This window comes from Candidatus Mycobacterium methanotrophicum, assembly GCF_023515995.1.
Classification (GTDB): domain Bacteria; phylum Actinomycetota; class Actinomycetes; order Mycobacteriales; family Mycobacteriaceae; genus Mycobacterium; species Mycobacterium methanotrophicum.
Genome location: NZ_CP097320.1, coordinates 699,846 through 725,991, shown reverse-complemented (window position 1 = coordinate 725,991; position 26,146 = coordinate 699,846). Strand labels below are relative to the sequence as shown.

31 protein-coding genes and 3 pseudogenes are annotated in these 26,146 nt (G+C 66.0%); 10 read left to right on the top strand and 24 right to left on the bottom strand.

Annotation, left to right across the window (positions count from 1 at the left end):
* The first annotated feature begins 32 nt into the window (after positions 1 to 32).
* Both M5I08_RS04020 and M5I08_RS04015 read left to right on the top strand, forming a co-directional pair.
* On the top strand, positions 33 to 710 hold the full coding sequence (locus M5I08_RS04020) for a response regulator (RefSeq protein ID WP_219068534.1): 678 nt from the start codon (positions 33 to 35) through the stop codon (positions 708 to 710).
* Positions 707 to 1,951 carry a GAF domain-containing sensor histidine kinase gene (locus M5I08_RS04015; protein ID WP_370328569.1) on the top strand — a complete coding sequence of 415 codons (1,245 nt, stop codon included), beginning with the start codon at positions 707 to 709 and terminating at the stop codon, positions 1,949 to 1,951. Before M5I08_RS04020 ends, M5I08_RS04015 begins: the two co-directional genes overlap by 4 nt.
* Before the next feature lie 77 nt (positions 1,952 to 2,028).
* Here M5I08_RS04015 and M5I08_RS04010 read toward each other — a convergent pair whose 3' ends face one another.
* Complete coding sequence (locus M5I08_RS04010) at positions 2,029 to 2,535, bottom strand: MarR family transcriptional regulator (protein ID WP_219068532.1); 507 nt, start codon at positions 2,533 to 2,535, stop codon at positions 2,029 to 2,031.
* Between the two features lie 159 nt (positions 2,536 to 2,694).
* Here M5I08_RS04010 and M5I08_RS04005 point away from each other — a divergent pair, with 159 nt between their 5' ends.
* Positions 2,695 to 3,009, top strand: a complete 315-nt coding sequence (locus tag M5I08_RS04005; RefSeq protein ID WP_219068530.1) for a hypothetical protein — start codon at positions 2,695 to 2,697, stop codon at positions 3,007 to 3,009.
* Positions 3,010 to 3,036: 27 nt separating this feature from the next.
* Here M5I08_RS04005 and M5I08_RS04000 read toward each other — a convergent pair.
* The 4 genes and pseudogenes from M5I08_RS04000 to secY form a co-directional block, all read right to left on the bottom strand.
* A pseudogene (locus M5I08_RS04000) lies at positions 3,037 to 3,532 on the bottom strand (anti-sigma factor family protein).
* Positions 3,529 to 4,329 (bottom strand): type I methionyl aminopeptidase, encoded by an 801-nt coding sequence (gene map / locus M5I08_RS03995; RefSeq protein ID WP_219068528.1) that lies wholly within the window; start codon positions 4,327 to 4,329, stop codon positions 3,529 to 3,531. Before map ends, M5I08_RS04000 begins: the two are co-directional and overlap by 4 nt.
* Positions 4,330 to 4,331: 2 nt before the next feature.
* Positions 4,332 to 4,877, bottom strand: coding sequence for an adenylate kinase (locus M5I08_RS03990; RefSeq protein WP_219068527.1), 546 nt, complete (start codon positions 4,875 to 4,877; stop codon positions 4,332 to 4,334).
* Positions 4,874 to 6,199, bottom strand: coding sequence for a preprotein translocase subunit SecY (gene secY / locus M5I08_RS03985; RefSeq protein ID WP_219068525.1), 1,326 nt, complete (start codon positions 6,197 to 6,199; stop codon positions 4,874 to 4,876). The genes M5I08_RS03990 and secY overlap by 4 nt, the downstream gene beginning before the upstream one ends.
* Before the next feature lie 285 nt (positions 6,200 to 6,484).
* Here secY and M5I08_RS03980 point away from each other — a divergent pair, with 285 nt between their 5' ends.
* Positions 6,485 to 7,396 (top strand): class I SAM-dependent methyltransferase, encoded by a 912-nt coding sequence (locus M5I08_RS03980; protein ID WP_219068523.1) that lies wholly within the window; start codon positions 6,485 to 6,487, stop codon positions 7,394 to 7,396.
* Between the two features lie 14 nt (positions 7,397 to 7,410).
* On the opposite strand, the pseudogene M5I08_RS03975 reads toward M5I08_RS03980, so the two are convergent.
* From M5I08_RS03975 to M5I08_RS03960, 4 genes and pseudogenes are all read right to left on the bottom strand, one after another.
* Positions 7,411 to 7,722: pseudogene (locus M5I08_RS03975) on the bottom strand (FGGY family carbohydrate kinase); the annotation flags it as partial.
* Between the two features lie 55 nt (positions 7,723 to 7,777).
* Entirely contained in the window at positions 7,778 to 8,167 is a 390-nt protein-coding gene (locus M5I08_RS03970; RefSeq protein ID WP_219068521.1) for a type II toxin-antitoxin system VapC family toxin, read from the bottom strand.
* Entirely contained in the window at positions 8,152 to 8,391 is a 240-nt protein-coding gene (locus M5I08_RS03965) for a hypothetical protein (RefSeq protein WP_219068519.1), read from the bottom strand. Before M5I08_RS03965 ends, M5I08_RS03970 begins: the two co-directional genes overlap by 16 nt.
* 124 nt (positions 8,392 to 8,515) lie before the next feature.
* Entirely contained in the window at positions 8,516 to 8,668 is a 153-nt protein-coding gene (locus M5I08_RS03960) for a hypothetical protein (protein WP_249763106.1), read from the bottom strand.
* Between the two features lie 65 nt (positions 8,669 to 8,733).
* Here M5I08_RS03960 and M5I08_RS03955 point away from each other — a divergent pair, with 65 nt between their 5' ends.
* The 3 genes and pseudogenes from M5I08_RS03955 to M5I08_RS03945 all read left to right on the top strand — a co-directional run.
* Positions 8,734 to 9,669, top strand: coding sequence for a class I SAM-dependent methyltransferase (locus tag M5I08_RS03955; RefSeq protein ID WP_219068517.1), 936 nt, complete (start codon positions 8,734 to 8,736; stop codon positions 9,667 to 9,669).
* Positions 9,670 to 9,679: 10 nt separating this feature from the next.
* On the top strand, positions 9,680 to 10,597 hold the full coding sequence (locus tag M5I08_RS03950; RefSeq protein ID WP_219068515.1) for a class I SAM-dependent methyltransferase: 918 nt from the start codon (positions 9,680 to 9,682) through the stop codon (positions 10,595 to 10,597).
* Positions 10,598 to 10,604: 7 nt separating this feature from the next.
* A pseudogene (locus M5I08_RS03945) lies at positions 10,605 to 11,003 on the top strand (class I SAM-dependent methyltransferase); the annotation flags it as partial.
* A 72-nt stretch (positions 11,004 to 11,075) separates the two neighbouring features.
* Here the strand turns inward: M5I08_RS03945 and sppA are convergent.
* The gene (gene sppA, locus M5I08_RS03940) at positions 11,076 to 12,869 is read right to left on the bottom strand and encodes a signal peptide peptidase SppA (protein ID WP_219068511.1); all 1,794 of its coding nucleotides are present in this window, start codon (positions 12,867 to 12,869) and stop codon (positions 11,076 to 11,078) included.
* Between the two features lie 65 nt (positions 12,870 to 12,934).
* On the opposite strand from sppA, the gene M5I08_RS03935 reads away from it, so the two are divergent.
* On the top strand, positions 12,935 to 13,693 hold the full coding sequence (locus tag M5I08_RS03935; protein ID WP_219068509.1) for an LLM class flavin-dependent oxidoreductase: 759 nt from the start codon (positions 12,935 to 12,937) through the stop codon (positions 13,691 to 13,693).
* Between the two features lie 202 nt (positions 13,694 to 13,895).
* On the opposite strand, the gene rplO is transcribed toward M5I08_RS03935, so the two are convergent.
* The 14 genes from rplO to M5I08_RS03860 form a co-directional block, all read right to left on the bottom strand.
* On the bottom strand, positions 13,896 to 14,336 hold the full coding sequence (gene rplO / locus M5I08_RS03925) for a 50S ribosomal protein L15 (protein WP_219068507.1): 441 nt from the start codon (positions 14,334 to 14,336) through the stop codon (positions 13,896 to 13,898).
* Complete coding sequence (rpmD, locus tag M5I08_RS03920) at positions 14,333 to 14,587, bottom strand: 50S ribosomal protein L30 (RefSeq protein WP_219068506.1); 255 nt, start codon at positions 14,585 to 14,587, stop codon at positions 14,333 to 14,335. Before rpmD ends, rplO begins: the two co-directional genes overlap by 4 nt.
* Positions 14,587 to 15,285: a 30S ribosomal protein S5 gene (gene rpsE, locus M5I08_RS03915; RefSeq protein ID WP_219068505.1), complete on the bottom strand. Its 699-nt coding sequence runs from the start codon at positions 15,283 to 15,285 to the stop codon at positions 14,587 to 14,589. Before rpsE ends, rpmD begins: the two co-directional genes overlap by 1 nt.
* 28 nt (positions 15,286 to 15,313) lie before the next feature.
* A complete protein-coding gene (gene rplR, locus M5I08_RS03910; RefSeq protein WP_219068504.1) occupies positions 15,314 to 15,721 on the bottom strand; it encodes a 50S ribosomal protein L18 in 408 nt (135 codons plus the stop codon).
* A 2-nt stretch (positions 15,722 to 15,723) separates the two neighbouring features.
* Positions 15,724 to 16,263 carry a 50S ribosomal protein L6 gene (rplF, locus tag M5I08_RS03905; protein ID WP_219068503.1) on the bottom strand — a complete coding sequence of 180 codons (540 nt, stop codon included), beginning with the start codon at positions 16,261 to 16,263 and terminating at the stop codon, positions 15,724 to 15,726.
* Between the two features lie 10 nt (positions 16,264 to 16,273).
* Positions 16,274 to 16,672, bottom strand: a complete 399-nt coding sequence (gene rpsH, locus M5I08_RS03900) for a 30S ribosomal protein S8 (RefSeq protein WP_219068502.1) — start codon at positions 16,670 to 16,672, stop codon at positions 16,274 to 16,276.
* Between the two features lie 90 nt (positions 16,673 to 16,762).
* Positions 16,763 to 16,948, bottom strand: coding sequence for a type Z 30S ribosomal protein S14 (locus M5I08_RS03895; protein ID WP_219068501.1), 186 nt, complete (start codon positions 16,946 to 16,948; stop codon positions 16,763 to 16,765).
* Positions 16,949 to 16,952: 4 nt separating this feature from the next.
* The gene (rplE, locus tag M5I08_RS03890; RefSeq protein WP_219068558.1) at positions 16,953 to 17,516 is read right to left on the bottom strand and encodes a 50S ribosomal protein L5; all 564 of its coding nucleotides are present in this window, start codon (positions 17,514 to 17,516) and stop codon (positions 16,953 to 16,955) included.
* 12 nt (positions 17,517 to 17,528) lie between these two features.
* Positions 17,529 to 17,846 carry a 50S ribosomal protein L24 gene (gene rplX, locus M5I08_RS03885; RefSeq protein WP_219068500.1) on the bottom strand — a complete coding sequence of 106 codons (318 nt, stop codon included), beginning with the start codon at positions 17,844 to 17,846 and terminating at the stop codon, positions 17,529 to 17,531.
* On the bottom strand, positions 17,847 to 18,215 hold the full coding sequence (gene rplN, locus M5I08_RS03880; RefSeq protein WP_219068499.1) for a 50S ribosomal protein L14: 369 nt from the start codon (positions 18,213 to 18,215) through the stop codon (positions 17,847 to 17,849).
* Positions 18,216 to 18,415: 200 nt separating this feature from the next.
* Positions 18,416 to 19,585, bottom strand: coding sequence for a Wadjet anti-phage system protein JetD domain-containing protein (locus M5I08_RS03875; protein ID WP_219068498.1), 1,170 nt, complete (start codon positions 19,583 to 19,585; stop codon positions 18,416 to 18,418).
* Positions 19,586 to 19,631: 46 nt separating this feature from the next.
* A complete protein-coding gene (locus tag M5I08_RS03870; protein WP_219068497.1) occupies positions 19,632 to 23,042 on the bottom strand; it encodes an ATP-binding protein in 3,411 nt (1,136 codons plus the stop codon).
* Positions 23,039 to 23,653: a DUF4194 domain-containing protein gene (locus M5I08_RS03865; RefSeq protein ID WP_370328568.1), complete on the bottom strand. Its 615-nt coding sequence runs from the start codon at positions 23,651 to 23,653 to the stop codon at positions 23,039 to 23,041. Before M5I08_RS03865 ends, M5I08_RS03870 begins: the two co-directional genes overlap by 4 nt.
* Entirely contained in the window at positions 23,650 to 25,098 is a 1,449-nt protein-coding gene (locus M5I08_RS03860) for a DUF3375 domain-containing protein (protein WP_219068495.1), read from the bottom strand. The genes M5I08_RS03865 and M5I08_RS03860 overlap by 4 nt, the downstream gene beginning before the upstream one ends.
* Before the next feature lie 293 nt (positions 25,099 to 25,391).
* Between M5I08_RS03860 and M5I08_RS03855 the strand changes: the two genes are divergently transcribed.
* Both M5I08_RS03855 and M5I08_RS03850 read left to right on the top strand, forming a co-directional pair.
* The gene (locus M5I08_RS03855; RefSeq protein WP_219068494.1) at positions 25,392 to 25,625 is read left to right on the top strand and encodes a hypothetical protein; all 234 of its coding nucleotides are present in this window, start codon (positions 25,392 to 25,394) and stop codon (positions 25,623 to 25,625) included.
* Entirely contained in the window at positions 25,615 to 26,022 is a 408-nt protein-coding gene (locus tag M5I08_RS03850; RefSeq protein ID WP_219068493.1) for a PIN domain-containing protein, read from the top strand. Before M5I08_RS03855 ends, M5I08_RS03850 begins: the two co-directional genes overlap by 11 nt.
* Positions 26,023 to 26,146 lie beyond the last annotated feature (124 nt).

Here is a 26,146-nt window from a genome sequence, read left to right as displayed (position 1 = left end):
GCCCTCAACCTCCCCCATTAGGGGGACTTGGTATGACGAATTACGGTGATACCACGACGGCTGCGGTGCGTCTTGTCCTGCTCGATGATCACGAGATGGTTATCGAGGGGCTCAAGGCGATGCTGGCGGCGTTCAAGGACCGGGTGCAGGTAGTCGGGCATGCAGTGGGCGCCGACCGGGCGGTCGGCGTGGTCGACGAGCTGCAGCCCGACGTCGTGCTGTGCGATGTGCGGATGAAGGGCGTCAGCGGACTCGACCTGTGCAAGGTGCTGCGGGAACACGACCCCGCCCGCAAGGTCGTGATGTTGTCGGTCTACGACGACGAGCAGTATTTGTTCCAAGCCCTGCGAGTGGGCGCGAGCGGCTATCTGCTGAAAAGCATCAACAGCGACGACTTGGTGCGCCTGCTGGAACTGGTGCACGACGGCGAAACCGTGATCGACCCTGGCCTGGCGGCGCGGGCGGCCGACACCGCGGCACGCATGCAACGGGACGAATTCTGGCCGGGCGCCCGGCAGGGGTTGACGCAACGCGAAAGCGAAATCCTGTCCTACATGGTCACCGGGTTCTCCAACCGCGGCATCGCCCGCAAACTCGTCATCGGTGAGGAGACGGTCAAGACCCATCTGCGGTCGGTCTACCGCAAGCTCGGGGTCAGCGACCGTACCGGCGCGGTGGCGACTGCACTGCGGGAAGGCATTTATCAGTGACGGCACGGCAACCGCCGGCACCCGGCGGCAGCGCCCGCGGCTCGAACGCCGTGCGCGATCTTGTCGACAGCGACCGTGAGCTGGCGCTGCTGCGGGAGCTCATCCAGGCTGCGTCGACCGGCCCCGGGGTGGAGCCGCTGGCGGCTGCGGCAGCGCGGATGATCACCGCGGCCACCGGAACCGATGTGTGCTTCGTGCATGTGCTCGACGACACCGACCGCTCGCTGACGCTGGCCGGCGCGACGCCGCCTTTCGACGGACAAGTGGGAAAGATTCGGCTGCCGTTGGGGTCCGGCATTTCCGGCTGGGTGGCCAAGCACCGTGAGCCGGTCGTCATCATCCACGACAAGGAAGCCGATCCGCGCTACTTGCCGATCCAGTCGCTGCGCGGACGTGACTTCACCTCGATGGTGTCGATGCCGATGGAAACCGACCCCGGCGGACTGGTCGGCGTGCTCAACGTGCACACGGTTTCGCGCCGCGAGTTCACCGAGGGGGATGTCGAACTGTTGCGGGTCATCGGCCGGCTGATTGCCGGGGCCATGCACCAGGCCCGGCTGCACCGGCAGCTGGTCGCCAGGGAGCGGTCGCACGAGCTGTTCGTCGAGCAGGTGATCGAGGCCCAGGAAATCGAGCGCCGTCGGGTGGCCGGCGATATCCACGACGGCATCTCGCAGCGCCTGATCACCCTGTCCTACCGGCTCGACGCGGCGGCGCGAGCTGTCGGCGGCGATCCCACTGAAGCGTCCCGTCAGCTCGGCGAGGCACGCGAGCTGGTCGTCCTGACGTTGGGCGAAGCGCGCGCGGCGATCAGCGGACTGCGCCCGCCGGTTCTCGACGATTTGGGCTTGGCGGGCGGGCTGGCCAGCCTGGCCCGGTCTCTACCGCACCTGGACACCGAACTCAAGCTGGCCGACGTCCGGCTGCCCGAGCACATCGAAGTCGCGCTCTACCGTATCGCGCAAGAGGGCCTGCAAAATATCGTCAAACATGCCAACGCGTCGGTGGCCCGGCTGCGTTTCGCGGTGGACGACCAGACGGCGCGGCTTGAAATCGTCGACAATGGAATAGGTTTCGACACTTCCAAGAATCCACTGGGGAGCGACGAGATGGGCGGTTACGGTGTGCTGTCGATGGCCGAACGCGCCGAGCTGGTCGGGGGACGGTTGAACATCCGGTCGCGGCCCGGCACCGGGACAGCGGTCACCGCCACGATTCCGGTGCCATCGATTCTGGACTAGCCGCGCACTAGCCGCGCGAGCAGACGCAGAATCGCATTGCACGGCCGGTCCGGGTGCGATTCTCCGTCTGCTCGCGGTCAAAAGTCCCCGGCGCGCCGCCGCAGCGTTTCGATCGACGACACCAGCGCCTGCGCTTCGCCGTCGGACATCCCGATATCGCAGAACACCTGCTCGTTGAGCGTGACAGTGGCGTCCTCGACGGTCGAGCGGCCCAGGTCGGTGATCTGCACCAGCGTCGTCCGCCCATCGGTCGGGTGCGGGACGCGCTGCACCAGGCCGTTGGCTTCCAGTCGGCGGATGGCATGGGTGACGCTGGTAACGTGTACCTGCAGTCGGTCGGACGCTTTGGTGATCGGCAACGCGCCGCTACGGCTGAACGCCAGCAGCCGCAGCAGTTCGAACCGGGAGAAGCTGAGATCGTAAGGACGCAAGGCATTCTCGACGCGGGCCAGCAGGATCTGGTGAGCTCGCATCACCGATGTCACCGCGACCATCCCCTGCGCGACCTCAGCCCACCCGGCGCGTTCCCAGTTGGCCCGCGCGGCGGCGATCGGATCGCGGTTGTCGGAGTGTGAGGTGGCCACGCCTTTTTCTACCGCACTTTTGCTATGCGATCGCGGCAACTCGGGGTCTAGGCCAGCGACTTTTCCACCGCGGAAAGTGATCGACCGCGCGAGCGTCAGCCGTCCGTATACGCCGACGACGAACGCTACCGCGATTGGGCCCCGTCGAATATGGCGGCAATGTCGCAGCGAGCAACCAGCGTCCGCGGTCCGACCTTCGGCGACGAGTCATCGTTCGTCCGTCACCTTGGACCATACGCGGTCATCTGGGATCTGCCGACCGAAAGATTCACTCCGGGAACCGGTTTCATGTACTCGCATCCGGGCGGCACTGTCCTCGTCGAATGCCCGCCCAATGCGCGCTGTGCACGGGCGTTCCCGGCCTTCGTCCACCCGGCACCGGGCAGCGCGAACCGTCACGACACCGACGAGATCTTTCGCGCTGCGATCGGCCACCGATCTGGCGCTATCGAGCCAGGATTTCACTCCGTGTGATCCTGAATCTTGTTGCGGCGCTGACGGTTACAGCGAGCGTTCGAGCAGCACCTTGCCGTGATCGGCGGAAGCCGCTTGCATCGCTGCGATCTATCGGCCGGCGTCGAGATGCTGCCGGCGGGGGTCGCGGTATGGCCCGGTTCGGCTATCCAGGTCGCCAGCCGGGTGTGCGTGCCGTCGCGGTTCACCACCACCATCGCCAGCCTGTCGTGGTGGGCATACACCGGCGCCAGGCAGACGCACCGCAGGTCGATGACGGCGCCCCAGTGTTGGCTGCTGAAACGACGGCAGCAGGTCGGGAACGGCCGGCGCCTCTTCCGGTGTGGCCGCCCTCGTTGACCGCGGCCGCCGTGTCGCTATCGAGCTTGGATAGCAGGGCCGGCGTGCCGCTGAGTTCGGCGACGGCCTGCCTGCACGACGGGCACACGCTCAGGTGCGCCTCGAACTCCCGGCGGTGGGCCGGTGACAGCGATCCCACCACAGATATCAACCGACCAGCTCGCCGGCCGGCCGGTCGGTTCACCCGAGCGTCAGAATGCGTGGCCCGTCGTCAGTCGCCGCCACGGTGTGCTCCCAGTGTGCAGCGCGCGAGCCGTCGGCGGTAGTGACTGTCCACTGATCGTCGAGGACAACGGTCTCGCCGGTGCCCAGCGTCAGCATCGGCTCGATGGCCAGCACTGATCCGTGAGCCAGCAGTGGCCCGCGCCCCGGAGCCCCCTCGTTGGGTAAAAACGGATCCATGTGCATCTGCCTGCCGATGCCGTGTCCGCCGTAGCCCTCGACGATGCCGAATTCCCGCCCGTAGCGGGCTTCGGCCGCGTGGGTGGCGGTTTCGATGGCGTGCGATACGTCGGTCAACCGGTTGCCGGGAACCATGGCGGCGATTCCGGCCTCCATCGACTCCTTGGTCGCCTGCGACAGCAGTTCGTCGGCGGGGATGAGCGGTCCGACGCCGAATGTGATCGCGGCGTCACCGTGCCAACCGTGCAGAATTGCGCCGCAGTCCACCGACACCAGGTCACCGGGGGCAAGTGTCTCGCCGGCCGACGGGATGCCATGCACCACACGGTCGTTGACCGATGAGCAGATCGACGCCGGGTAGCCGTGGTAGCCGAGGAACGACGGCGTGGCGCCGGCGTCGCGGATCACCGATTCGGCGATCGCGTCGAGGTCGTTCGTCGACGCCCCGGGGACTGCGGCCGCACGCACCGCCGCCAGCGCGGCGGCGACCACGGCGCCCGCAGCGGCCATCGCGTCGAGTTCGCCGGCGCTGCGCTGCGGCACCAGCCTGCGGCTGCGCAGCCCGCCCAGGGCGATCACGATTACCGTCCCAGCGCCCGTAGCGTGCGAGCGAACACCTCGTCGACCGTGCCCACAGCGTCGACGGTTTGCAACTCGTGGCTGTAGTACTCGATGAGCGGCGCGGTTTCGTCGCGGTAGACGTTCATCCGGTTCAGGATGACCTCCTCGGTGTCGTCGTCGCGGCCGCGCGCTTTGAGCCGCTCCAGCAGAACCTCCTCCGACACCCGAAACTCCAGCACCGCGTCGAGCTGGGTTCCCCGCCGCTCGAGCATGTCGTGCAGTGCTTTGGCTTGTCCGAGCGAGCGCGGGTAGCCGTCCAGGATGAAACCGTTATTGGTGTCCGGCTTGGTCAGCCGGTCGTCGACGAGTTCGTTGGTCAGTTCGGACGGCACCAGATCGCCGGCGTCCAGGTAGCGCTTGGCCTCCAGGCCGAGCTTGGTGCCGTTGTTGATGTTGTCCCGAAACAGCTGCCCGGTGGACAGGTGCGGGATTTCGAGTTTCTCTGCCAGCTTGTCGGCCTGCGTGCCCTTACCCGCTCCGGGCGGACCAAGCAACACAACTCTCACTTGAGGAACCCTTCGTAGTTGCGTTGCATGAGCTGGCTTTCGATCTGCTTCACGGTATCCAGGCCGACGCCGATCATGATCAGCACCGCTGTGCCGCCGAACGGCAGGTTCTGCACCGTCCCGGTGTTGCCGATCTGGAGGAACAGGTTAGGCAGCACCGCGATGACGCCGAGGTAGATCGAGCCGGGCAGCGTGATCCTGCTGAGCACATAACGCAGGTAGTCAGCGGTCGGCTTGCCGGGCCGGATACCGGGAATGAAACCACCGAACTTCTTCATCTCGTCGGCGCGTTCGTCGGGGTTGAACGTGACCGAGACATAGAAATACGTGAAGAAGATGATCAGCCCGAAATAGACGCCGACGTAGACCGGGCTCGACGGGTTCGACAGGTAATTGGCGACGAACTTGTCCCACCAGCTGTTGCCGACACCACCGGTGCCGCTGTGGATCAGCTGGGTGACCAGCCGAGGGATATAGATGAGCGACGAGGCGAAGATAACCGGGATAACACCGGCCTGGTTGACCTTCAGCGGCAGATACGTCGAGGTGCCGCCGTACATCCGCCGGCCCACCATCCGTTTGGCGTACTGCACCGGGATCCGGCGCTGACCCTGCTCGACGAAAACCACGCCGACAACGATGATCAGCGCCGCCACGCAGACCGCCGTGAACACGGGCCCGCCGCGGCTGTCCAGGATGCTTTTGCCTTCACCGGGAATCCGGGCGGCGATACCGGCGAAAATCAGCAGCGACATGCCGTTGCCGATGCCACGCTCGGTGATCATCTCGCCCATCCACATCACCAGCGCCGCGCCCGCGGTCATCACCAGCACGATCACGACCAGGGTGAAAATGCTCTGGTTGGCGATGATGTCCAGGCTGCAGCCCTGCAACAACCCGCCGTTGGCGGCCAGCGCCACGATGCTGGTGGCCTGCAGAATGGCCAGCGCGATCGCCAGATAACGGGTGTACTGCGTCATCTTGACCTGGCCGGACTGGCCTTCTTTGCGCAGTTCCTCAAACCGCGGGATGACCACGGTGAGCAGCTGCACGATGATGCTCGCGGTGATGTAGGGCATCACCCCGACCGCGAACACGGTCAGCTGCAGCAGCGCACCGCCGGAGAACAGGTTGATCAGCGAATAGATCTGGGCCGCTTCCCCGCCGCTGACTTGCGCGATGCACTTTTGTACATTCGGGTAGTTCACCCCTGGCGACGGCACCGACGCGCCCACCCGGTAAAGGATCACAATGCCCAGCGTGAACAGGATCTTCCGTCTCAGGTCGACCGTTCGCAGCGATGAGATGAAAGCCGAAAGCACTCTTCCTCCTGCGCAGCCGGTCTCTGATCGCGGCATGCCAATGGGGCTGGTGTGACCAGCATTGAAAAAATCCAGCGGTCCTGCGTCACGCGCCAAGCACTCGCAGGCCAGGAGGTGTCCAGCGCGCGTCAGACAGTCTACGAGACTAACAGCGGTGGTCGCGCCTCCCCGCAAACGGGTGGGCTTGGGTGCAGCACTTCACGCCGCCGACAAGGCGTAAAGTTGCAGCCGGCTCTTTACCTTGGCTAAGTATCAAGGTGGTTTGGGGGAGACTCGGGAGGAACTATGACACGCAGCGACCGCGACACCTGGGACTTGGCATCCAGCGTCGGGGCCACCGCGACGATGGTCGCCGCCGCCCGGGCGCTGGCCACCCAGGACGCCGACCCGATCATCAACGATCCGTTCGCCGCCGCACTGGTGCGGGCGGTAGGGATGGACTTCTTCATCCGCGTGGTCGACGGCCAGATCACGCCGACCGACACCGGCGAATCGGGCGAGGTCGAACTGCAAACCGAAACCGATTCGCTCGCGGTGCGCACCCGGTTTTTCGACGACTTCTTCACCGGTGCGACCGCGGCAGGGATCGGTCAGGCGGTGATTCTGGCCGCCGGTCTGGATGCCAGGGCTTACCGGCTGACGTGGCCGCCCGGCACCGTCGTTTACGAAGTCGACCAGCCCACGGTCATCGACTTCAAAACCGAGACCATGGCGAGTCTGGGCGCCGAGCCGACGACCGACCGCCGCACAGTCAGCATCGACTTGCGCGAAGATTGGCCCACTGCGCTGCGCGAAACCGGTTTCGACGACGCCAAACCGAGCGCCTGGAGCGCCGAGGGGCTGTTGATGTACCTGCCGCCGGAAGCCCAGGATCGGCTCTTCGACCACATCACCGCGCTCAGCGCACCCGGCAGTCAACTGGCCACCGAATACCACCCGGATAGCGGTCCGACGATGGCCGAGCGCGGCAAGGCGATGAACGCACGATGGGCCAAGCTGGGCTGCGACGTCGATTTGTCCGGGCTGTTCTACGACGGCCAGCGCAACAACGTGGCCGAGTACCTCAGCGCTCGGGGCTGGCAAGTGGCCAGCCGCGCTCGACGGAAACTGTTCGCTGACTACGGTCGCGCCTACCCCACCGACGAAGCACTGGCCGCCTTCCGCAACATCATCGCCGTAATCGCAACCCGCAGCTAACCGAAGGCCTTGGACGGCCGGCCGGCCGGTTCGAGAAACCGGCCATAGCGTTGCTCCATCGGATCCGCCCAGACGGGATCGGGGGACGGCACCATCGCCGAAACGGCGACCGCTGCCGCGTCCGGGCGCGCCAGTTGCTCGAGCGCCGCCAGCGGCCCGAGCCGCCATGCCTCGTCGGCGTTGTGTTCCAACCGGTCTGGCGCGGGCACGCGCAGCTCGCGCGGGATGCGTGTCCGCGCGAGCACCCGGCCATCGGAGTCGGCGGCCACCGCTGTGACGGCGGTGGTTCCGATATCGATGCCGATTGTCGCCTCTTCGCGTGACACGGGCGTCACCATCTGCGGGCAAACCCGATGTAGAGCGACTGCTCGCCCGGATACCTCAGGCGACGTCGAACAACCGCAAACCGTCCACCCGATCGAAGCGGCTGCGGTTGCGCGTAGCAAATGCCAAGTCCAAGTTCAAACAGATGCCCGCCTGCAAGCAATCCGCCATGCCGATGTCTTGGCCGGCTGCCCGCAGCACCGCAGCGACTTCCCCGGCGCGTAGCGCACTAGCCGGATCCAGCGGGAAAGTGCGTGAACGCACAAGGCGGACAATGTCATCGCGGCGAGTCAAGAAATCCGTGCCGACGCGCAATTCGAACGCAGTTATCGCGGTGACCCGCAGGCGGTGGCGGGCGACCAACTCGCGCACCATGGGCACTCCGGGTCCCTTACCGCGGAGAAAGTCGATTACCAGGTCAGTATCGACAACTACGAGGCCCGCCATCTGGCCCTTGCGTCATTGATGCGCCTTTGCACCTCGCGTGCCTCGGAGTCGTTGAGCGTGCCTTCAAGCCCTAGCAGAAGGTCTACTTCGTCGGCGTTCAGACTCGCAAGGTAGGTATCCAGCGCCTCCTGGACCAGCGCGGAGAAGCCGCGTACCCCGCGACGCTGAGCAATCGCACTCAGCGCGCGATGCTGCTCATCGGTTATCTCCACCGTCGTTCGCATGCATGCATGCTAACGCATGCAAAGGTGCGGCGCCGCGAGGCACCTCGCGCCGGTACGTCGAACTCCCTTCCACGTTCGGGACACACCCCACGATTCACACTCGTTTCCATGCACAGCGCCGCATCTAGCGCTGATCGAAGGCCACCCTCGCCGCGCTGCATTCACCATGGCTGGCGATGGCCAGGAATGCATCCCGCCACCGATCAACCCGGAAGATGCGAGTCAGCTTGGGGGGCAGATCAATTCGGCCGTCGACAACCAGATCGAGGTAGGCCATTCGGCGGCGTGGTAAGCTCGTTATATCGGCTAAGTATCAACCCGGCTTCGCGTAGAGGGGTAGCGATGGCACGCACCGACAACGACACCTGGGATCTGGCATCAAGTGTCGGCGTGACCGCCACCATGGTCGCCGCGTCGCGGGCGCTGGCCAGCAAGTCCGAGCGGCCGCTGATCAACGATCCGTTCGCTGAGCCACTGGTTCGGGCCGTGGGCGTGGACTTGTTCGTCCGGCTGGTCAGCGGCGAGTTGAAACCCGCCGACCTCCAGGACGAAAACGACCGTTCGTCTACGAGTTTGCCGCAGATGACCGACAACGTGGCGGTCCGCACCAAGTTCTATGACGAGTTCTTCGTCGACGCGACCGGCGCGGGCATCCGGCAGGTGGTGATCCTGGCGTCCGGATTGGATTCCCGCGCCTACCGGCTGTCCTGGCCCGACGGCACCACGGTGTACGAAATCGACCAGCCGCAAGTCATCGAGTTCAAATCCCGCACCCTGGCCGAAATGGGCGCGCAGCCCACCGCACACCGGCGCACGGTTGCCATCGATTTGCGCGACGACTGGCCGGCTGCACTGCGTGCGGCTGGTTTCCACGCGGGCCAGCCGACCGCGTGGAGCGCCGAGGGCCTACTGGGATACCTGCCACCTGAGGCGCAGGACCGGTTGCTCGACACCGTCACCACGCTCAGCGCGCCGGGCAGCCGGATCGCAACCGAAAGCATGCCCAGGCGAGATGACACCCTCCGCGAGCGTCTCAAGGAACACATGCGAACCGTCTCAGAGCGCTGGCGCAAACACGGCCTCGATCTCGACATGACCGAGCTGCTCTACTTCGGTGACCGCAACGAGGCGGCGCCGTATCTGTCCGGTCGCGGCTGGCAGATCAGCGCCAGCAGCACTCGGGAGTTGTTCGCGGCCAACGGTCTTCCACCCCTCGACGACGACTTCCCATTCGCCGATCGCCTCTACGTCATCGGCACGCTGACCGACAAAAAGTAGGAGTCATCACATGGCAAACGCCTTATCCAAAAGATTCGACGGTGACAGCTGGGACCCGGCATCCAGCGTGGGAGCAACCGCGACGATGGTTGCCGCCTCGCGCGCGCTGGCCTCGCAAGGGCCCGACCCGCTGCTCAACGATCCGCTGGCTGAGCCGCTGGTTCGTGCGGTGGGCTTGGCCCCGTTCATTCGTCTTATCGACGGAGAGGTCACGCTGGACGACGACCCGGTGCTCAACCGGCGCGCGCGAAGTGAGCAAATGGCCGTGCGCACGAGGTTTTTCGATGACTTCTTCATCGCCGCCACGGACAGCGGAATTCGGCAGGCGGTAATTCTCGCCTCCGGCCTCGACACCCGGGCCTACCGGCTGCCATGGCCCGCGGGAACCGTGGTCTATGAGATCGACCAGCCGCAGGTGATCGATTTCAAGACCACAACCTTGGCTGATCTCGGCGCCGAACCGACCGCGCAGCGCCATGCTGTGAGCATCGATCTTCGCGACGATTGGCCAACCGCGTTGCGGGAAGCAGGATTCGACGTGAACCAGCCAACGGCCTGGAGCGCAGAGGGGTTATTGCCCTACTTGCCGCCCGAAGCCCAGGACCGACTGTTCGATAACATCACCGCGCTCAGCGCGCCGGGAAGTCAACTCGCCACCGAGCACGTCTCCAACCCGGATGCCTTCTCCGCAGAAAGCGTGCAGCGCATCGGCGAACATTGGCGCCGCGCCGGTTTCGACCTCAACCCAGGCGACCTGTTCTATCAAGGCGAACGCAGTGTGGTGGTCGACTACCTGACCGGCCACGGCTGGCAGGTGACCGCCCATCCCGCCCTGGAGCTGTACCAGCGCAACGGATTCGCGTTTCCGGACGACGAGTCGATGGCTCTGTTCCGGGACATGAGCTACGTCGCCGCCGCCCTCGCATAGGGCGGCCATGGCGCGAACTCATGACGACAGCTGGGATCTGGCCTCCAGTGTGGGTGCGACTGCGACCATGGTCGCCACCGGCCGCGCGCTGGCGACCAAGGAGCCCCACGCGCTGATCAACGACCCGTTCGCCGATCCGCTGGTCCGTGCGGCCGGGCTGGATTTCTTCGTGAAGATGGTCGACGGCTCGGTCGACTTACCCACCACCGAGAACGCATCGCCGACCCGGGTCCAGACCACGGTCAACGGAGTCGCGGTGCGCACCAAGTACTTTGACTCCTACCTGCTGGCGGCCGTGGCCGCCGGTGTGCGCCAGGTCGTGATCCTGGCGTCAGGCTTGGACTCCCGGGCCTACCGGCTGGAGTGGCCGGTCGGAACCGTGGTCTACGAGCTCGATCAGCCACGGACTCGAGCTTCCTACCCCCGAAGATGACGAGCCGCTGGGCGAAATCATCTACGTCAGCGGAACACTCGCGAACTAGAAGCGAGATTCCCCCAGCCACAGCACGCTGGCGCCGCTCAATGTCCGCTCGGCCTGGTCAAAGATTGCGGCCACCGACTGGGCGATCAGTGCGCCCAAGGCATCCGGCAATGAAGCGGCCGCCGGTTGCGACGATGGGCGTGGCCACAGGAAGTCCCGCAGCGACGAGCTCGGATAGCCGATAAGGCGAACGTTGGCGTCTTCGTCGAAGCCCGCAAGCACCTTTGCCCGTCGCACCGCGGTTCTCAAGCCCCCGAGTTCGTCGACCAAGCTGTGCTCGAGGGCATCCGCGCCGGTCCAGATACGGCCACGGGCGATCGCGTCCACCGCTTCAACGCTGAGATTGCGGCCCTCGGCAACCCGGTGGACGAAGTCCGTGTAGCACAGGTCCGCCTCGGCCTCGACCTGGGCGTGCTGCTCGCGGGTGAACGGCGCGTTGATCGACCACGCGTCGGCGTTGGCGTTGGTGCGCACCGCATCCGACCTGACACCCAAGCGGTCCTTCAAATCCCGGGCGATCAGCTTACCGGTGATCACACCGATCGAACCGGTGATCGTGCCCGGGTTGGCCACGATCGCGTCGGCGCCCATCGAAACGTAATAGCCGCCGGACGCGGCGACCGCGCCCATCGAGGCCACCACCGGCTTGCCCCGGTCGCGCGCCTTGCGCACCTCGCGCCAGATGGTTTCCGACGCATTGACCGATCCGCCTGGTGAGTCGACCCGCAACACGATCGCTGACACCGCGTCATCGGCGGCCGCCTCCCGCAGGCCCGCCGCGATGGTGTCGGCGCCTGCGCTGGGGGCGCGAAACGGCAACACCCGCGGGCCGCCGCGGCCGCTGACGATCGGACCCGCAAGGGTGACGACGGCGATGGTCGCCTTGGGTCTGCGCCCGGGCACCGACGGCAACGAGGGTCCGCCCGGCCCGGTAGCTCGGGCATAACGGCTCAGATACAGCCGAGGCGGTGCGTCGTCGGCGTCGGCATCGGCGGTCTCGGGCGAATATCCTTCGGCACCAACGAGTTCAGCGATGCGCGCATAAGCCTCGTCACGGAAGCCGATACGGTCGATCAGGCCTGACGTCAGCGCGTCTTCGCGGAGCAGCGGCGCGCGGTCGGCCAGCGCGTCGATGCAGTCGTGGCCGATCCCGCGCGAGGCGGCGACTGCCTGCCAGACCTGGGCGCGCAGGCTTTCCAGCAGCCGGGTGTCGGCTTCGCGATGCGCGTCGGTGTAGCGGTCTTGGGTGAAAAGGTTTGCCGCCGACTTGTATTCACCGCGCGCGATGAACTGCGCTTCGATGCCGGCCTTCTCCAGCGCGTCACGCAAGAACAGCGCATTGGTGGCGAAGCCGATCAGCCCGACAGTTCCCGACGGCTGCATCCACACTTCGCCGAACGCCGACGCCAGATAGTAGGACAGCGTTCCCGGGTACGTCTCGGCCCACGCCAGCGACGGTTTGACCGCGGTGAACGCGGCGACGGCTTCCCGCAGTTCCTGAACCGGCCCGGGCGCGGCGGCGGGTAGCTGCACCCGCGCGATCAGGCCGACGACCCGCGAGTCGTCGGCGGCCCGGTGCAGCGCGGAGACAGCCTCGCGCAGCACCAATGGGCGGGCGCCGCCGCTGATGATCGCCAGCGGGTCAAAGCCACCGGTCTCGGGCGGCGCGGCGCGCAGATCCAGTTCGAGCACGCAGTCTTTGGGTACGCCGTGGTGGCGGGCGGTGTCGACCCGTCGAACCAGTGCGCGGACCTCGTCAACGCCGGGCGGGTCGGGCAGGAAAGCAAACATATGTCGAGCCTACCGACGGCCGGCGCCTCGGCCACGGCGGCGGAGCGGGACCGTACGGTGGTGGGGTGCGATTCTCCATCTCGATCCACCAATTCGATGTCGCCGGCTTCGACGCGGCGGGTCAGCGCGACTATCTGGCCCGGGCCGAGGAGCTAGGGTTCGAGGGCGGCTGGGTGCTCGAACAGATCGTCGGGGAGGCGCCCGGCGGCGGCTTCCGTCAGTTCAGCGCGTTCGGGGTGGACAAAGCCGCCTTTATCAGCAGCTTCACCGAGGGCTTGGCGTTGATGAAGGCGGCATGGTCCGACGAGCCGCGGGTGACGTTTGACGGCCGGTTCCGTCAGGTCGACGACGTGCCGATCCAGCCAAAACCCGTGCAGCGGCCGCATCCGCCGATCTGGTTCGGCGGCCAGGCGCCCAAGGCGCTGGCCCGGGCGGTGCGCCACGGCGACGCGTTCCTGGGTGCGGGCTCGTCGAGCACCGCGAAGTTCAGTGAGGCCGCGAAAACCGTGCGCCGCGAGTTGGCCGAACAGGGCAAGGATCCGGCCCGGTTCAGCATCGGCAAGCGGGTTTATCTGATGCTCGACGACAACCCGGCCCGAGCCCGTGAACGGGTGCTCGCCGGATTACACCGCATCTACGGCGCGATGCCGGGCATCGAGGCAGTACCGGTGTCCGGCACGTCCGATGAGGTTGCAGCCGGATTGCACGAAGTCGTCGACGCCGGCGCCGAGATGATCCTGCTCAACCCGGTTGGCCGCTATCTCGCCGAAGATCGCGAACAGATGGAACGCCTTGCCGCAAAAGTGGTTCCACAGCTGAGCTGAGCCACACCAACCACAGCAGTAACTCACCGAGCCGATGCCCAATTTGCGCGCCTCGCAGTGATTCTGAGCCCGTCGAATTCGCTCGGAGGCGGGCAACATCACGGCATCCTGCCGCGTCGGGAGGTCGGCGCCGCGATCGCTGTCTATCGCAACGGCGCCAAGGTGGTCGACCGGTGGGGCGGCTACCGCAACGGAATCAGATCTAGATCTCGGTCGCCGATCCTCCGGCGGCGGTGATTTTCTCTCGCGCGCTGCCGCTGAACTTGTGTGCGGTGACATCCACCTTGGCGGTCAGCTTGCCGTCGCCAAGGACTTTGACGAGCGAATTCTTGCGCACCGCTCCCTTGGCCACCAGCTCGTCGACACCGACCGAACCGCCTTGAGGGAACAACCGATTGAGGTCACCGACGTTGACGACTTCGTATTCGGTGCGGAACCGGTTGCGGAAGCCCTTGAGCTTGGGCAGCCGCATGTGAATCGGCATCTGCCCGCCCTCGAAGGTCACCGGCACGTTCTTGCGGGCCTTGGTGCCCTTGGTGCCACGGCCGGCGGTCTTGCCCTTGGAGCCCTCACCACGACCGACGCGGGTGCGCTTGGTTTTCGACCCTGGGGCCGGCTTCAAGTCGTGCAGTTTGATCGTCATTTGGCGCTACCTTCCGTCGCCGAGTCGGCCGGCTCCACCTCGACGAGGTGACGCACGGCCGCGATCAGTCCGCGGGTCTGCGCGTTGTCTTCCCGGATGACCGAATGGCGAATTCGCCGAAGTCCCAACGTGCGCAGACTCTCCCGCTGCTTCCAGCGGGCACCGACCTTGCCGCGGACCTGAGTGATCTTCAGCTGACTCTGTGATGCTGCTTTTTCCGGGGCTTTTTCGGAGGCTTTTTCGGAGGCCATTATGCCGTTCCTTCACGTGCGGTGTTCGCAGTGGCGGCCAGTCGGTCGCTTTCCCGCCGGGCGCGCAGCATGCCGGCCGGGGCGACATCCTCGATCGGCAGTCCACGCCGGGCGGCCACCTCCTCGGGCCGCTGCAAAAGCTTGAGCGCGGCCACCGTGGCGTGCACCACGTTGATCGCGTTGTCGCTGCCCAGTGACTTGGCCAGAATGTCGCGCACGCCAGCACATTCCAGCACCGCACGGACCGCACCGCCGGCGATCACACCGGTACCGGGGCTGGCCGGACGCAGCAGCACAACGCCGGCGGCGGCCTCGCCCTGCACCGGGTGGGTGATGGTGCCGCCGATCAGCGACACCCGGAAGAAGCTTTTGCGCGCCTCCTCAACGCCTTTGGCGATCGCGGCCGGGACTTCCTTGGCCTTGCCGTAGCCGACACCGACCATCCCGTTGCCGTCGCCGACGATCACCAAAGCGGTGAAGCTGAACCGCCGACCACCCTTGACCACCTTTGAAACGCGGTTGATCGCGACGACGCGCTCCAGGTAGTTACTCTTGTCCCCGTCGCGGTCGCGACCGCCGCGGCGGTCATCGCGGCGGCCTCGGCTCTCGCGCGTGTCGCGGCCGGCGGCTCGAGTGTCACCGGTGCCCGCAGCGGGCCCGGTCGCCTGGCTGGCTGCACCAGCCGGTTGCTCCGCCATTATGCGGTCCTTCCACGATTGTTTGCCATCAGAACTTCAACCCGCTTTCACGCGCGGCATCGGCCAGCGCAGCAATCCGCCCGCCGTAGGTGTAGCCGCCGCGGTCGAACACCACGGTTTCGATTCCGGCCGCTTTTGCCCGCTCGGCGATCAACTGGCCGACCCGCACACTGTGGGCCTTCTTGTCGCCGTCCACGCCCCGCACATCGGCTTCGATCGACGAGGCCGCGGCCAGTGTGGCGCCGTTGAGGTCGTCGACCAGCTGCACGTGGATGTGCCGCGACGAGCGGTGCACCACCAGCCGCGGACGCTGCGGGGTGCCCGAGACCTTCTTGCGCAGCCGCGCGTGCCGTCGCAGCCGGGCCCTCCGCCGCTCCGCGGATACGTTCTGTCCCGCCGACTTCCGCGCGGCGGTCTCAGCTTTTGCTTGCGCCATGGCTACTTACCTGTCTTTCCGACCTTGCGGCGGATCTGCTCACCCTCGTAGCGCACGCCCTTGCCCTTGTACGGGTCAGAGCGGCGCAGGCGACGGATGTTCGCCGCGACCTGGCCGACCTTCTGCTTGTCAATCCCCGAGATCGAGAACTTCGTCGCCGACTCGACCGCGAAGGTGACCCCTTCCGGCGGCTCGATCACCACGGGATGGCTGTATCCCAGCGCGAACTCGAGGTTGGAACCTTTGAGCTGCACGCGGTAGCCGACACCGAAGATCTCCATCTTGGTCGTGTAGCCCTGCGTCACGCCGGTCACCAAGTTGGACACCAGCGTGCGCGACAACCCGTGCAGCGAACGGTTGTGTCGCTCGTCGTCGGGACGGGAGACCACGATGGCGCCGTCTTCGTTGCGGGCCACGACGATCGGCTCGGCGACCCGCATGTCCAAGGCGCCCTTGGGGCCCTTGACCGAGACGTGCTGGCCGTCGATCGTCACCTCGACCCCGGAGGGAACTGAAACCGGTTGCTTACCAATGCGCGACATGGTTATCCCCTCACCACACGTACGCGAGGACTTCGCCGCCCACGCCCTGTCTGGCTGCCTGACGGTCGGTGAGCAGGCCCGAGGAGGTCGAGATGATCGCCACTCCCAGGCCGCCGAGTACCCGCGGCAGGCTGGTGGACTTGGCGTACACCCGCAACCCAGGCTTGGAGATCCGCCGCAGACCGGCGATGCTGCGCCCCCGGCTCGGCCCGTACTTGAGCTGAACAACCAGCGCCTTGCCGACGCGGGCGTCCTCGGTGCGGTAGTCGCTGATGTAACCCTCCCGCTTGAGAATCTCGGCGATGTTGGCCTTGAGCTTCGAGTGCGGCAGCGTCACCTCGTCGTGATACGCCGAATTGGCGTTGCGCAGACGTGTCAAAAAGTCTGCGATCGGATCGGTCATCGTCATCGAGCGGTCTTGCCTTCCTCGCAGTGGTTCCCGGCCCGGGCCTGCTGCGCACCTGTTCTCGGATTTGGTCTCGTCGGGTAGTGGCCGGTGTTACCAGCTGCTCTTCTGCACGCCGGGCAGCTCACCCGCGTGCGCCATCTCACGCAGGCAAATCCTGCATAGTCCGAATTTGCGGAACACCGCACGCGGACGGCCGCACCTGCTGCATCGGGTGTAGCCTCGCACCGCGAACTTGGGCTTGCGCGCGGCCTTGTTAACTAGTGCCTTTTTCGCCATCTGGTCAGTTCTCCTTGAACGGAAAGCCGAGGGCCCGCAACAGCGCTCGCCCTTCGTCGTCGGTCGTCGCTGAGGTGACGACGGTGATGTCCATGCCCCGGACCCGGTCGATCTTGTCCACGTCGATCTCGTGGAACACCGACTGCTCGGATAACCCGAAGGTGTAGTTGCCGGAGCCGTCGAACTGCTTGGGCGAAAGCCCGCGGAAGTCCCGGATACGCGGCAACGCAATCGATGTGAGCCGATCAAGGAACTCCCACATCCGGTCGCTGCGCAGGGTCACCCGTGCACCGATCGGCATGCCCTCACGCAACTTGAACTGCGCAATCGACTTGCGCGCCTTGCGAATCTCGGGCCGCTGCCCGGTGATCGCCGCCAAGTCGCTGACGGCGCCGTTGATCAGTTTGGCGTCGCGGGCGGCGTCACCCACACCCATGTTGACGACAACCTTGACCACGCACGGGATTTGCATGACGTTGGCGTACTTGAACTCCTTGAGGAGCGAATCACGGATTTCATTGCGGTATCGCGCTTTGAGCCGTGGCTGAACTTTTTCTGCGCTTTCCAGGGTTGTCATGCCTTAGATGTCCTTGCCGTTGCGCTTGGAGATGCGAACCCGCTTGCCGGTCTCCTCGTCGAGGCGATAGCCGATCCGGCCCGGCTTGCCGTCGGAGTCGACCACCATCACGTTGGAGACGTGAATCGGGGCTTCCTGCGTGACGATCCCGCCGGAGCGCGCTCCGCGCTGGTTGGTCGAGATCGGGGTGTGCTTCTTAATCCGGTTGACGCCCTCGACGAGCACCTTGTTGCGAGTCGGATAGGCCTGCAGCACCTTGCCCTTGGCGCCCCTGTCCTTGCCCGAGATGACCAGGACGGTGTCACCCTTGTGGATTTTCACCTACAACACCTCCGGGGCCAGCGAGACGATCTTCATGAAGCGCTTCTCCCGCAGTTCGCGGCCGACCGGCCCGAAGATGCGGGTTCCACGCGGGTCGTTGTCGGGTTTGATGATCACGGCCGCGTTCTCGTCGAACTTGATGTAGCTGCCGTCGGCGCGGCGGCGCTCCTTGACGGTCCGCACCACCACGGCCTTGACTACCTCACCGCGTTTCACATTGCCACCGGGGATGGCGTCTTTGACCGTCGCCACGATGACGTCGCCGATACCGGCGTACCGCCGGCCCGAGCCGCCGAGTACGCGGATGCACAAGATCTCCTTGGCGCCGGTGTTGTCGGCCACCTTCAGCCGCGATTCCTGCTGAATCACTAGATCTCCTGACCTGGTTCACGTATGCACGCCCACGCGCTGCCGTCCCGGCATAGCACTGCCCGCCGGAGACCCGTCATGCATGGTCTTCGTCGCCGAAGAGCACGCGGGACCGACTGACTAATGCTTGCGCACACCGGCCGAGGTCTGCCCACGGCAACCCCTAGAGTCTAGGTGAAGACCTGGTCAGCACCAAATGGCTACGACAGAGCCCTGGCCGTGGATTCGGCAACCGGGTAGCTGATGCGCTCCTGTTCAAGTCGCACGGCCGGGCCTAAGACCTCCTCGACCAAGTCGCGGTACAGCGCGGCCTCGTCGGGCCTCAGGTGCGGCAGGTGGGTGTTAACCGGGGCCGGCTCGCGGTCCCAATGCTGTTCGTGGGCGATCAGGGTGCCACGGTCCATCAGCATCGACCGCACTTCGGGGAAGCTCGACCGCAACCCGTTGAGAATTCGAAAGCCGTGGGTGTCGATGTCACCCCAGTAGTACAGCGGCACGCCGCGCAACCAGTCCAGCTGAGCAACGCGTGACACGGCATACCCGCCGCCGAAGATCAGCAGCGATCGCGGAACCGCCGGAAACGCCAGACACGTCACCTCGTTCTCGACCAGGAACACGCGATCGACGTCGAACAGGCCGGGCCGGGTCTCGTCGACCCGCAACTCGATGTCGCTGACACCCGCCGGCAACACCGACGCCGTCGGGTCCAGGATCCGGATCCGCACTCGGGACGGCTTGCCGCGAAAGCCGTAGCGCACTGCGAAATCGCGGGCGCGCCCGTCGGCGGGTTCGTCGATCACCAGGTCGGCGAGCTCGGACAGGATCGCGTGGTGGTGCTCGACGAACTTGGTGTCGACGCCGGGCACATCGATCTGGCGCAAGTAGCGGTCCCGGTCGCTGTTGTCGACCAGCCAGCCCACACATGCCAGCAGCCGATCGAATTCCGCCCCATGGGCCAGCGCCCGCATCGGCTTCTCGACGACCCACGAATAGATCTGGGGCGCAAGGTCTTTGGCTAGTGCGGCCAGTTGGAGGTGGCGGCGCGCTTGGGCGGTAGTGCCGAGGAAGCCGACGAGGCCGTCATAGCTGTCGATCCGAATCCGATCCGGGATCTCGTTGGCTCCGACGCGCCGTGAGCCCAACACCTTCGTCGTCACGGTGTAGTCGGGAGACGGCGGTGCCCATTGCCGCGCCCAGTCGACCACCTCGGCGTAGCGGGCGCCCAGCTCAGAGGCGGTCGGGCCGCGAATTGGCAGGTCGATCGGCGCGAACGCGTCGCCGCGCGCCCGGGCGGTCAGCGCCGCCCCGGTGTCCCACCGCCGGCGCAGCCGGGCGCGGATGCTCTGCGGCGTCGACCACTCGCGTGTCAAGCGCCGCTCCACCTCATTGCTTGGCCTCGCATCGTCGCCAGCGCGGTCACGACACAGCGACACCGACGTCGCGACCGTCCCCGCTGACCATGCCGTGCAGGCGCTTGCGGCGACGATATTCCTCGATGGTCAGGCACTGCAGCGCCGAGGAGTTGCCGTGCTTGTTTTCCACATAGCCGACCGACGTCACGAACGGTTCGATGACGTGGATCTTCTGCAGCGGTGTGACGATCAGCAGTTGCAGGCCCAACTTTCGAAACAGCGTCAGCGCGAAGCGGGTCGACTCGTCGGATCCCCGCCCGAATGCCTCGTCGATCACGACGAACCGGAAATCCTTCGAGCGTTTGACCCCCCACTTCAGGTTGAATTGGTAGGCCAGCGACGCTGCGAGGATGGTGTAGGCCAACTTCTCCTTCTGCCCACCGGACTTTCCGCCGGAGCCGGTGTAGTTCTCGTGTTCGGTGTCGTCGGCGCGCCACCGTTCGGAGGCCGCGAACGTACACCAGTTGCGCACGTCGGTGACCCGCCTGACCCAGTTGCGGTCCGCCTCTGTTTGTCCCTCGCGACCGCGGAATTTCTCGATCAGGTTCTTCACCCGCACAAACCGCTCTTCGGAGTACCGGTCGGTGTCGTCCGCGCCGATCGATGAGTCGCTGCACTGGCGTAGCTCGTCGCGGAACGCGCGGATCTCCTGGTTGGGTGTCGGCGCCTCCTCCAGCCTGATGTAGCGGCCCTCGTTGTAGTCGATGCCGACCAGCGACTCGTTGATGGTGTCGATGCGCGACGAGATCCGCTCCACCTGCTTGTTGAGTTCGGAGTGGAATCCGGCGATGTCGCGAATCGTGTTGGTGTTCAGGTAGTCCTTGAACGCCGCCTCGAATCGGGGCAGATCGTCGTCGAGTAGGCGGGCGCGCAGCGCCCGGTACTCGCCGGCGGCCGCAACACTGTCATCCATGTCCGCGGTGTCCACGGGATACTTGCGGCGAAACTCGGTCATCCTGGCCACGATCCGGCGGGTCAGCTGGGCGGCCTTGTCCCCCGCCGCCTCCGCCTCGGTGGTGAGCTCGCCGTAGAGACGGTGCTCCTCGTCCGCGCAGGCCTCAGCGGTTGGCGGCGTCTCCGGCAGTCGCGCGGACAACGCGTCGTAGTGGTTCGACGCCGCTGCGGCCCCTGGCTCGGCGACGATCGCCGCCGCCTGCTGCGCGCCGTGCTGCGCGCGTTCGCGGTCCTCGGTCAGCCTTCCGATTTCGCGCTGAATCTCGCCGCGCGCGGTCTCGGCGTCGCCGATCGCGGACTCGGTGCGCTCAATCTCGGCACCGATCCGGGCGAGTTCATCGGAGGCGGCCTCCAGTTCGTGCTTGCGGTGGACCAGCCGGGAGATTTCCGCGATCATCGACTCCCAATCGATCGCGTCATACGATGACGCCAGCACTGACAGCTTGTCCAGCGCGGATTTGCGCGCGGTAGCGGCCTCCCGCCCGGCGGCCAGACTCCTCAGCGTGGCATCGACCCGAAGCAGCTCGGCCTGCACCCGTTGCGCGTCGGCAAGCAGTGCGTCAATCTTCTGCTCGTTGCTCCAGCCCAGCACGTAGAACTTGCGATCGTCGATGCGGCGCGAGTCGTCCTTCTCGTGGCGGCCGCCAGGAGCCTTGATTTGACCGGCCCGGGTCAGAGCGAACTCGTGGCGACGGAACTCGTCCATCGTGTCCACGCACACATGCGGCGCCCGCCTGCACAATTCGCGTTCCAGCCAGTAGTAGAACGGGCTGTCCTTGATGTGCAGTTTGTGCATCAGGGCGGCGGCGGGCGGTTTGTCGGCGCCCTGCAGCGAAATGGTGGCGGGCACACGGTAGTAGACCAGCTTCCCGCCGAGGTGGTTGGCGTCCACCCAGTCGGACACCTGCGGGTAGTGGGCCTGCGGCACCAGCAGCGAAAGCCCGAAGCCGCGCAGCACCCTTTCGGCCGCGCCTTCCCACTCGGCCGCATCAGTCGCGACTTGGATCAGCTCGCCGGCGAACGGAATCGCCGACTGCTCGACCCGCAGTGCCAAACACAGCCGTTCGCGGATCCGCATGTTGCGGTCCGGGATATTGCTGCGACGTTGACGCAGGCTGGCCAGCTCGGTCGCGAGCTCGTTCGATTCCGTTTGCAACCCCCGCCTGGTAACCTCGGCGTCGGTGCTCTTGTTGTCCAGGTCGGCCAGCGTGGTTAGCAGTTCGGCGGCGCCCGAGGCGATTTCGAACCTGCGTTGGGCAAACTGCCCGGCGTCTGGCACCGGTTCCAGCGCTGCTTGGACCAGGCAGTCGTCGAACTGGCTGCGCCGATCCCTGCGTTCGTCGCGGCGCGACGCGCAGTCGCTGATCCGTCGTTCGATCTCGGCGATCTCGGTGCCCCCGTGGCCGGCCTGCTCGAGCTGCAGGCTCGTCAGCTCGGCGCGCAGCGACGCCAACGTGGATTCGGTTTTGGCCAGCCGCCGCTCCACGTCGGCGAGCATCGCTGTCAGGATTTCCACGCGCCGGGTCTGGACGCGCTGGCGAAGCCCGGCGAAGTAGTAGCGCAGCGCGTCGCGCTGACTGTGCAGGTCGTCTAGGCGGGTCTGTAGCCGATCGAAGGCGTCGCAATCCTCTGCCAGGGGACCCAATTCGGCGAGCTGGCTGCGGGCCTTGACCACCGCGTCATGGGCTCGGGTCAGGTCCTCGAAGTGGGCGATGAGTTTGTCTACCCAGGCGGCGGCGTCAAACGGCTCGAGCATATGCTCGCGGACGAAGTCGTTGAGGTCACCGACCGACTTCATCGACACGGTCTGATGGAACAGGTCCATCGCCTGTTCGGACGCGATCGCCAGCTTGCGCCGGAAATCGCGGCTGTACTCCGGAAAGTGGTCGTACACGGCGGCCCCGCTTTTGCGTAACCGCTTGCGCAGGTTAGGCAGCTCCGAGCCGAAGTCGCTGAAGTGTTCGGCGATGGTCAGCTCGGAATCGGCGGTCACATAGAAGCGGTCCGGTTGACCGTTCTGCCCTTCCTTCATCGAAAACACCTGCGCCAGCGTCACATCGGAGTTGAATCCGGAGTTGCGGAAGTAGCCGAGCACCACCGAATAGGTGCCGGCGCCGCGCAGCCCGACCGGCCGCGAACTCCCGGCGGCCTCGTTGCGCTCGGACTTGTAGAACCCGAGCACATACGAGCGCAGGTCCCGCTCCCGAGTCTGCGCACCAGCCGCCTTGTTGTAGGCGATCCGGTGGGCGGGCAGCAGCAACGTGGTCAGGGCGTCGACCAGGGTTGACTTCCCCGACCCGATGTCGCCGGTGAGCAGCGCGTTGCGGCCGTGCAGATGCAGTTGCCATACCCGCCGGTCAAAGGTGCCCCAGTTGAGCACCTCGAGGCGGTGCAGCCGGAATCCGGTGACGGCGCCGACGTCGGGGTCGTCGAGGTCGGTCGGCGGGAACAACGCCGTCATTGGCTCTCTCCCAGTTCGGCAGCGTATTCGGCCAGCCGAGTGTCGAAGTCGGACAGCCACTGCCCGTCGACAAATGCTTTGAGCACCCGGCGCACTTCGAATTGGTTGTCTTGCTTGGGCATTCGCCGCAGGAAGCCAAGCTCGACCACCTTGGAGATGGTGCGGTCGATGATGTCGACGATCCGCGCTTCGTTGGTCGACGTCGACATGAACACCACCATCATGTCCACGATCTGGTCGCGGTCGAGGATCAGCCGGAAGCTGTCGTCGGCGGCGTCGGACTCGGCGAGTTTCTTGCGGAGCAACGCCAGCATGAGGCTGGTGTGAAACGACAGCGCATGGCGGGCGATCAGGCGCGGTATCGGGGGCGCCCCGGAAGCACGGTCGTCGGGGTCCTCCGGCTTGGAGCGCAGGAACGCATAACCTTCGGATTCGTCGAGCACCACGACCAGCCCGATGGTGGCGACGTAGTCGCTGACCTGGGGAACAAGCTGGACAAGGTGCTGCCACACCTGGTCGTGCGTGTCGCGGTAGACCACACCTTTCATCAGGTGGGTCACCACCAGCGGCAAGCTCAGCTCGGTGCGGGGAATGGCTCTGGTCATACTCATCTCGATTCCGCTGCGGTGCGGGCGTAGATGACGCGCGGCAGCCTCGCGGTTCGTACCACCCCGCGGTCGTCGGTCCACGAGACGCTGGCACGCCCGGTCTCGTCGAACACGGTCGCAAAGCCCTCGTCGTCGAGGGACAGGTACGTCACCAATTCGGAAAGCCCTTGCGTGATCGGGTTTTCCGCGACCACCTCGGACAGTTCGATTTGCGCGCAACGCTGCAGCGCCTTGCGCACCGACCGGATCAGCGGCGCCGGGTCGACGTAGGTCTGCTCGAACAGTGCCGCCGAGTCGCCGTCGAAACGACCCTCCTCGACCGTGGAGCTGTCCACGGCGGCGCTGGGCGTCTTGGTGTAGAGCGGACGTTCCACCGGCAACCGTATCGTCGGTGCGCAGGCGTCGATTTCATGGACGAAGTCGCTGCGGACCGTATCCCGCAGCGCCAGCGCCCTCGACTCGATGCTGCGCAGTAGCTCCATGACGCGGCGGTTCTCCAGCCACACCTGGTCGTCGAGGAATCGGCGAAGCTGCTCGGAGAGTTGGCGCACGGTGCTTTGGGCGCGCTCGCTGGCGTCGAGCCAGTCGTGGTGGATATAGCGCAGCCTGGGATCGGCATGGTCGGCCAGATCGAGCTGGTGCACCCGATCAAGCATCCCAGTGAGTTCGCGCTGGCGCACCGGCGAGAGCAGCAGGTCGTAGAAGGCCTGAAAGCTGCGGCCCTGATCGGATTCGGTGATGTGGCTGCGGTTGCCGACGACCTCGTCGAGCAGCTGCCCCCTGGAGCCGTCCCAGGTGGCGATCCGCTCGCGCAGCTCTCGGTCGAGCCGGCGGAAGTTGGCCTCCACCTCGCGGAAGTCGGAGAGGAGGGTCCGGGCTGTTTCGGCAAGCTGCTGGTAGCGGTCCCGCCGGGCGGCCGGGTCGAGGACGGCGAACTCCCCCGCTGCCACGGCATCGATCTCCCGGTCGATCTCCCGGCGCCGGCGGTGCAGGTCGTCGAGCCGCGCGCCCGCGTCGGTTTCCGAGCCGAACACCAGCTGGCGAAGCAACTCGAACACGGTGTTCAGGCGCGATTCGGTGCCGACGAAGGTGCGGTCCCGCAGCGCGTACACCCATGCCACGGCCTTTTCGACGGCCGGGGTGGCGTCGTAGTGCGGCTCGTCGGAACCGGGCGGATAGAACTTGCGCAGCCACCCCGACTCGGGCGAGGACCAGTCGTCGAGATAGGCCTTCGCCGATTTCGGATAGGCGCCCTCGCCGAGGCGTTCGTTGAGCGCGAACAGTTCGTCATCGAGCAGGCCGACCAGCTGGGTGGCCGCCATGTCGCGGACGTTGTCGTCGACGAACAACCGGCCCAGGAAGGACAGGATCAGCGGGGCATTGTCGGCGCGCAACAGCCGCCAGGCGGGACTGCCGGCCCGCAGTGCGGCGATCTCCTCGTGCTGCACCGCCCAACCGTATCGCCGGGCACCGACATCGTCCCCGCACCCGCTCGGCGTTGCGCGTCGGGTGAGCTCAATGATCCGGATTGGTCTGGGTGGGCGATCGGCGGATGCTCGTCACCGGCGATACGCCCGGCAGGGCACGAGCACCACATCGGTTGCCGGGACACGGGCGGGATGGCGAAGACCGCCGCACGCACGGCGTCCGCCGGCCCGCCGATAAGCCGGACTGCATCTTGATGGTGACCTCCTGGATCCGTGCTACACTGATTACGTGCTACACGGCTAACGGGAGTGCTATGGCTAATCTGACGCTCAGCGTCGACGACGAGCTGCTGCACCGGGCACGTATGCGCGCCCTCGAACTGCACACGACCGTCAACGCACTGGTTCGCGACTACCTGGCGAGTTTCGCCGGCGAGAACCCCGCCGAGCGGGCGGTCACCGAGTTCCTGGCCACCGCCGATACGGTGCATGCCTCCAGCGGCCCCGATGGCCGCACCTGGAAACGCGAAGACCTCTATGACAGGTAGGACCTTCCTCGACAGCAACATATTGGTCTACACCGTCGACGACGCTTCCCCGGCCAAGAAGAAGACCGCCCGGGCCCTATTGGCCAGATCAGCCAACGTCGTCCTGTCCGCGCAGGTCCTCAGCGAGTTCTACGTGACCATCACCCGCAAACTCCAGCCCGTCGTCGCGCCCGAAACGGCCGCAGCACTGGTGCGTAACCTTGCTCGTCTTCCGTGCGTGGCCATTGACGCGCACCTGGTTCAGCGGGCACTGGAGGCAGGGCAACGCTGGCAGCTTTCCCACTGGGACGCGCTGGTTATCGAAGCGGCTCGGCAAGCCGGATGCACCCGAGTCCTCACCGAAGACCTCGCCGCCGGCGCGAACTACCACGGCCTGACGGTCGAAAACCCGTTCTGATGGAACCTCGCTGCACGGGTCCGGGCCCCCGCGGCGAGTCGAGCAGTTGTCGACCTCAGATCAACACCCCGGCAAGCCGCAAGTCGAGACGTCCGGTACGCATCGGCGCCCACTCCGCGGCCCT

What these genes read in the sequence shown, in the direction of transcription:
- M5I08_RS04020 (WP_219068534.1), top strand. Translation starts at nt 33, where the DNA reads ATGACGAATTACGGTGATACCACGACGGCTGCGGTGCGTCTTGTCCTG.
- M5I08_RS04005 (WP_219068530.1), top strand. Translation starts at nt 2,695, where the DNA reads ATGTCGCAGCGAGCAACCAGCGTCCGCGGTCCGACCTTCGGCGACGAG.
- M5I08_RS03980 (WP_219068523.1), top strand. Translation starts at nt 6,485, where the DNA reads ATGACACGCAGCGACCGCGACACCTGGGACTTGGCATCCAGCGTCGGG.
- M5I08_RS03970 (WP_219068521.1), bottom strand. Translation starts at nt 8,167, where the DNA reads ATGGCGGGCCTCGTAGTTGTCGATACTGACCTGGTAATCGACTTTCTC.
- M5I08_RS03965 (WP_219068519.1), bottom strand. Translation starts at nt 8,391, where the DNA reads ATGCGAACGACGGTGGAGATAACCGATGAGCAGCATCGCGCGCTGAGT.
- M5I08_RS03960 (WP_249763106.1), bottom strand. Translation starts at nt 8,668, where the DNA reads ATGGCCTACCTCGATCTGGTTGTCGACGGCCGAATTGATCTGCCCCCC.
- M5I08_RS03955 (WP_219068517.1), top strand. Translation starts at nt 8,734, where the DNA reads ATGGCACGCACCGACAACGACACCTGGGATCTGGCATCAAGTGTCGGC.
- M5I08_RS03950 (WP_219068515.1), top strand. Translation starts at nt 9,680, where the DNA reads ATGGCAAACGCCTTATCCAAAAGATTCGACGGTGACAGCTGGGACCCG.
- sppA (WP_219068511.1), bottom strand. Translation starts at nt 12,869, where the DNA reads ATGTTTGCTTTCCTGCCCGACCCGCCCGGCGTTGACGAGGTCCGCGCA.
- rplO (WP_219068507.1), bottom strand. Translation starts at nt 14,336, where the DNA reads ATGACGATCAAACTGCACGACTTGAAGCCGGCCCCAGGGTCGAAAACC.
- rpmD (WP_219068506.1), bottom strand. Translation starts at nt 14,587, where the DNA reads ATGGCCTCCGAAAAAGCCTCCGAAAAAGCCCCGGAAAAAGCAGCATCA.
- rpsE (WP_219068505.1), bottom strand. Translation starts at nt 15,285, where the DNA reads ATGGCGGAGCAACCGGCTGGTGCAGCCAGCCAGGCGACCGGGCCCGCT.
- rplR (WP_219068504.1), bottom strand. Translation starts at nt 15,721, where the DNA reads ATGGCGCAAGCAAAAGCTGAGACCGCCGCGCGGAAGTCGGCGGGACAG.
- rplF (WP_219068503.1), bottom strand. Translation starts at nt 16,263, where the DNA reads ATGTCGCGCATTGGTAAGCAACCGGTTTCAGTTCCCTCCGGGGTCGAG.
- rpsH (WP_219068502.1), bottom strand. Translation starts at nt 16,672, where the DNA reads ATGACGATGACCGATCCGATCGCAGACTTTTTGACACGTCTGCGCAAC.
- M5I08_RS03895 (WP_219068501.1), bottom strand. Translation starts at nt 16,948, where the DNA reads ATGGCGAAAAAGGCACTAGTTAACAAGGCCGCGCGCAAGCCCAAGTTC.
- M5I08_RS03870 (WP_219068497.1), bottom strand. Translation starts at nt 23,042, where the DNA reads ATGACGGCGTTGTTCCCGCCGACCGACCTCGACGACCCCGACGTCGGC.
- M5I08_RS03865 (WP_370328568.1), bottom strand. Translation starts at nt 23,653, where the DNA reads ATGAGTATGACCAGAGCCATTCCCCGCACCGAGCTGAGCTTGCCGCTG.
- M5I08_RS03855 (WP_219068494.1), top strand. Translation starts at nt 25,392, where the DNA reads ATGGCTAATCTGACGCTCAGCGTCGACGACGAGCTGCTGCACCGGGCA.
- M5I08_RS03850 (WP_219068493.1), top strand. Translation starts at nt 25,615, where the DNA reads ATGACAGGTAGGACCTTCCTCGACAGCAACATATTGGTCTACACCGTC.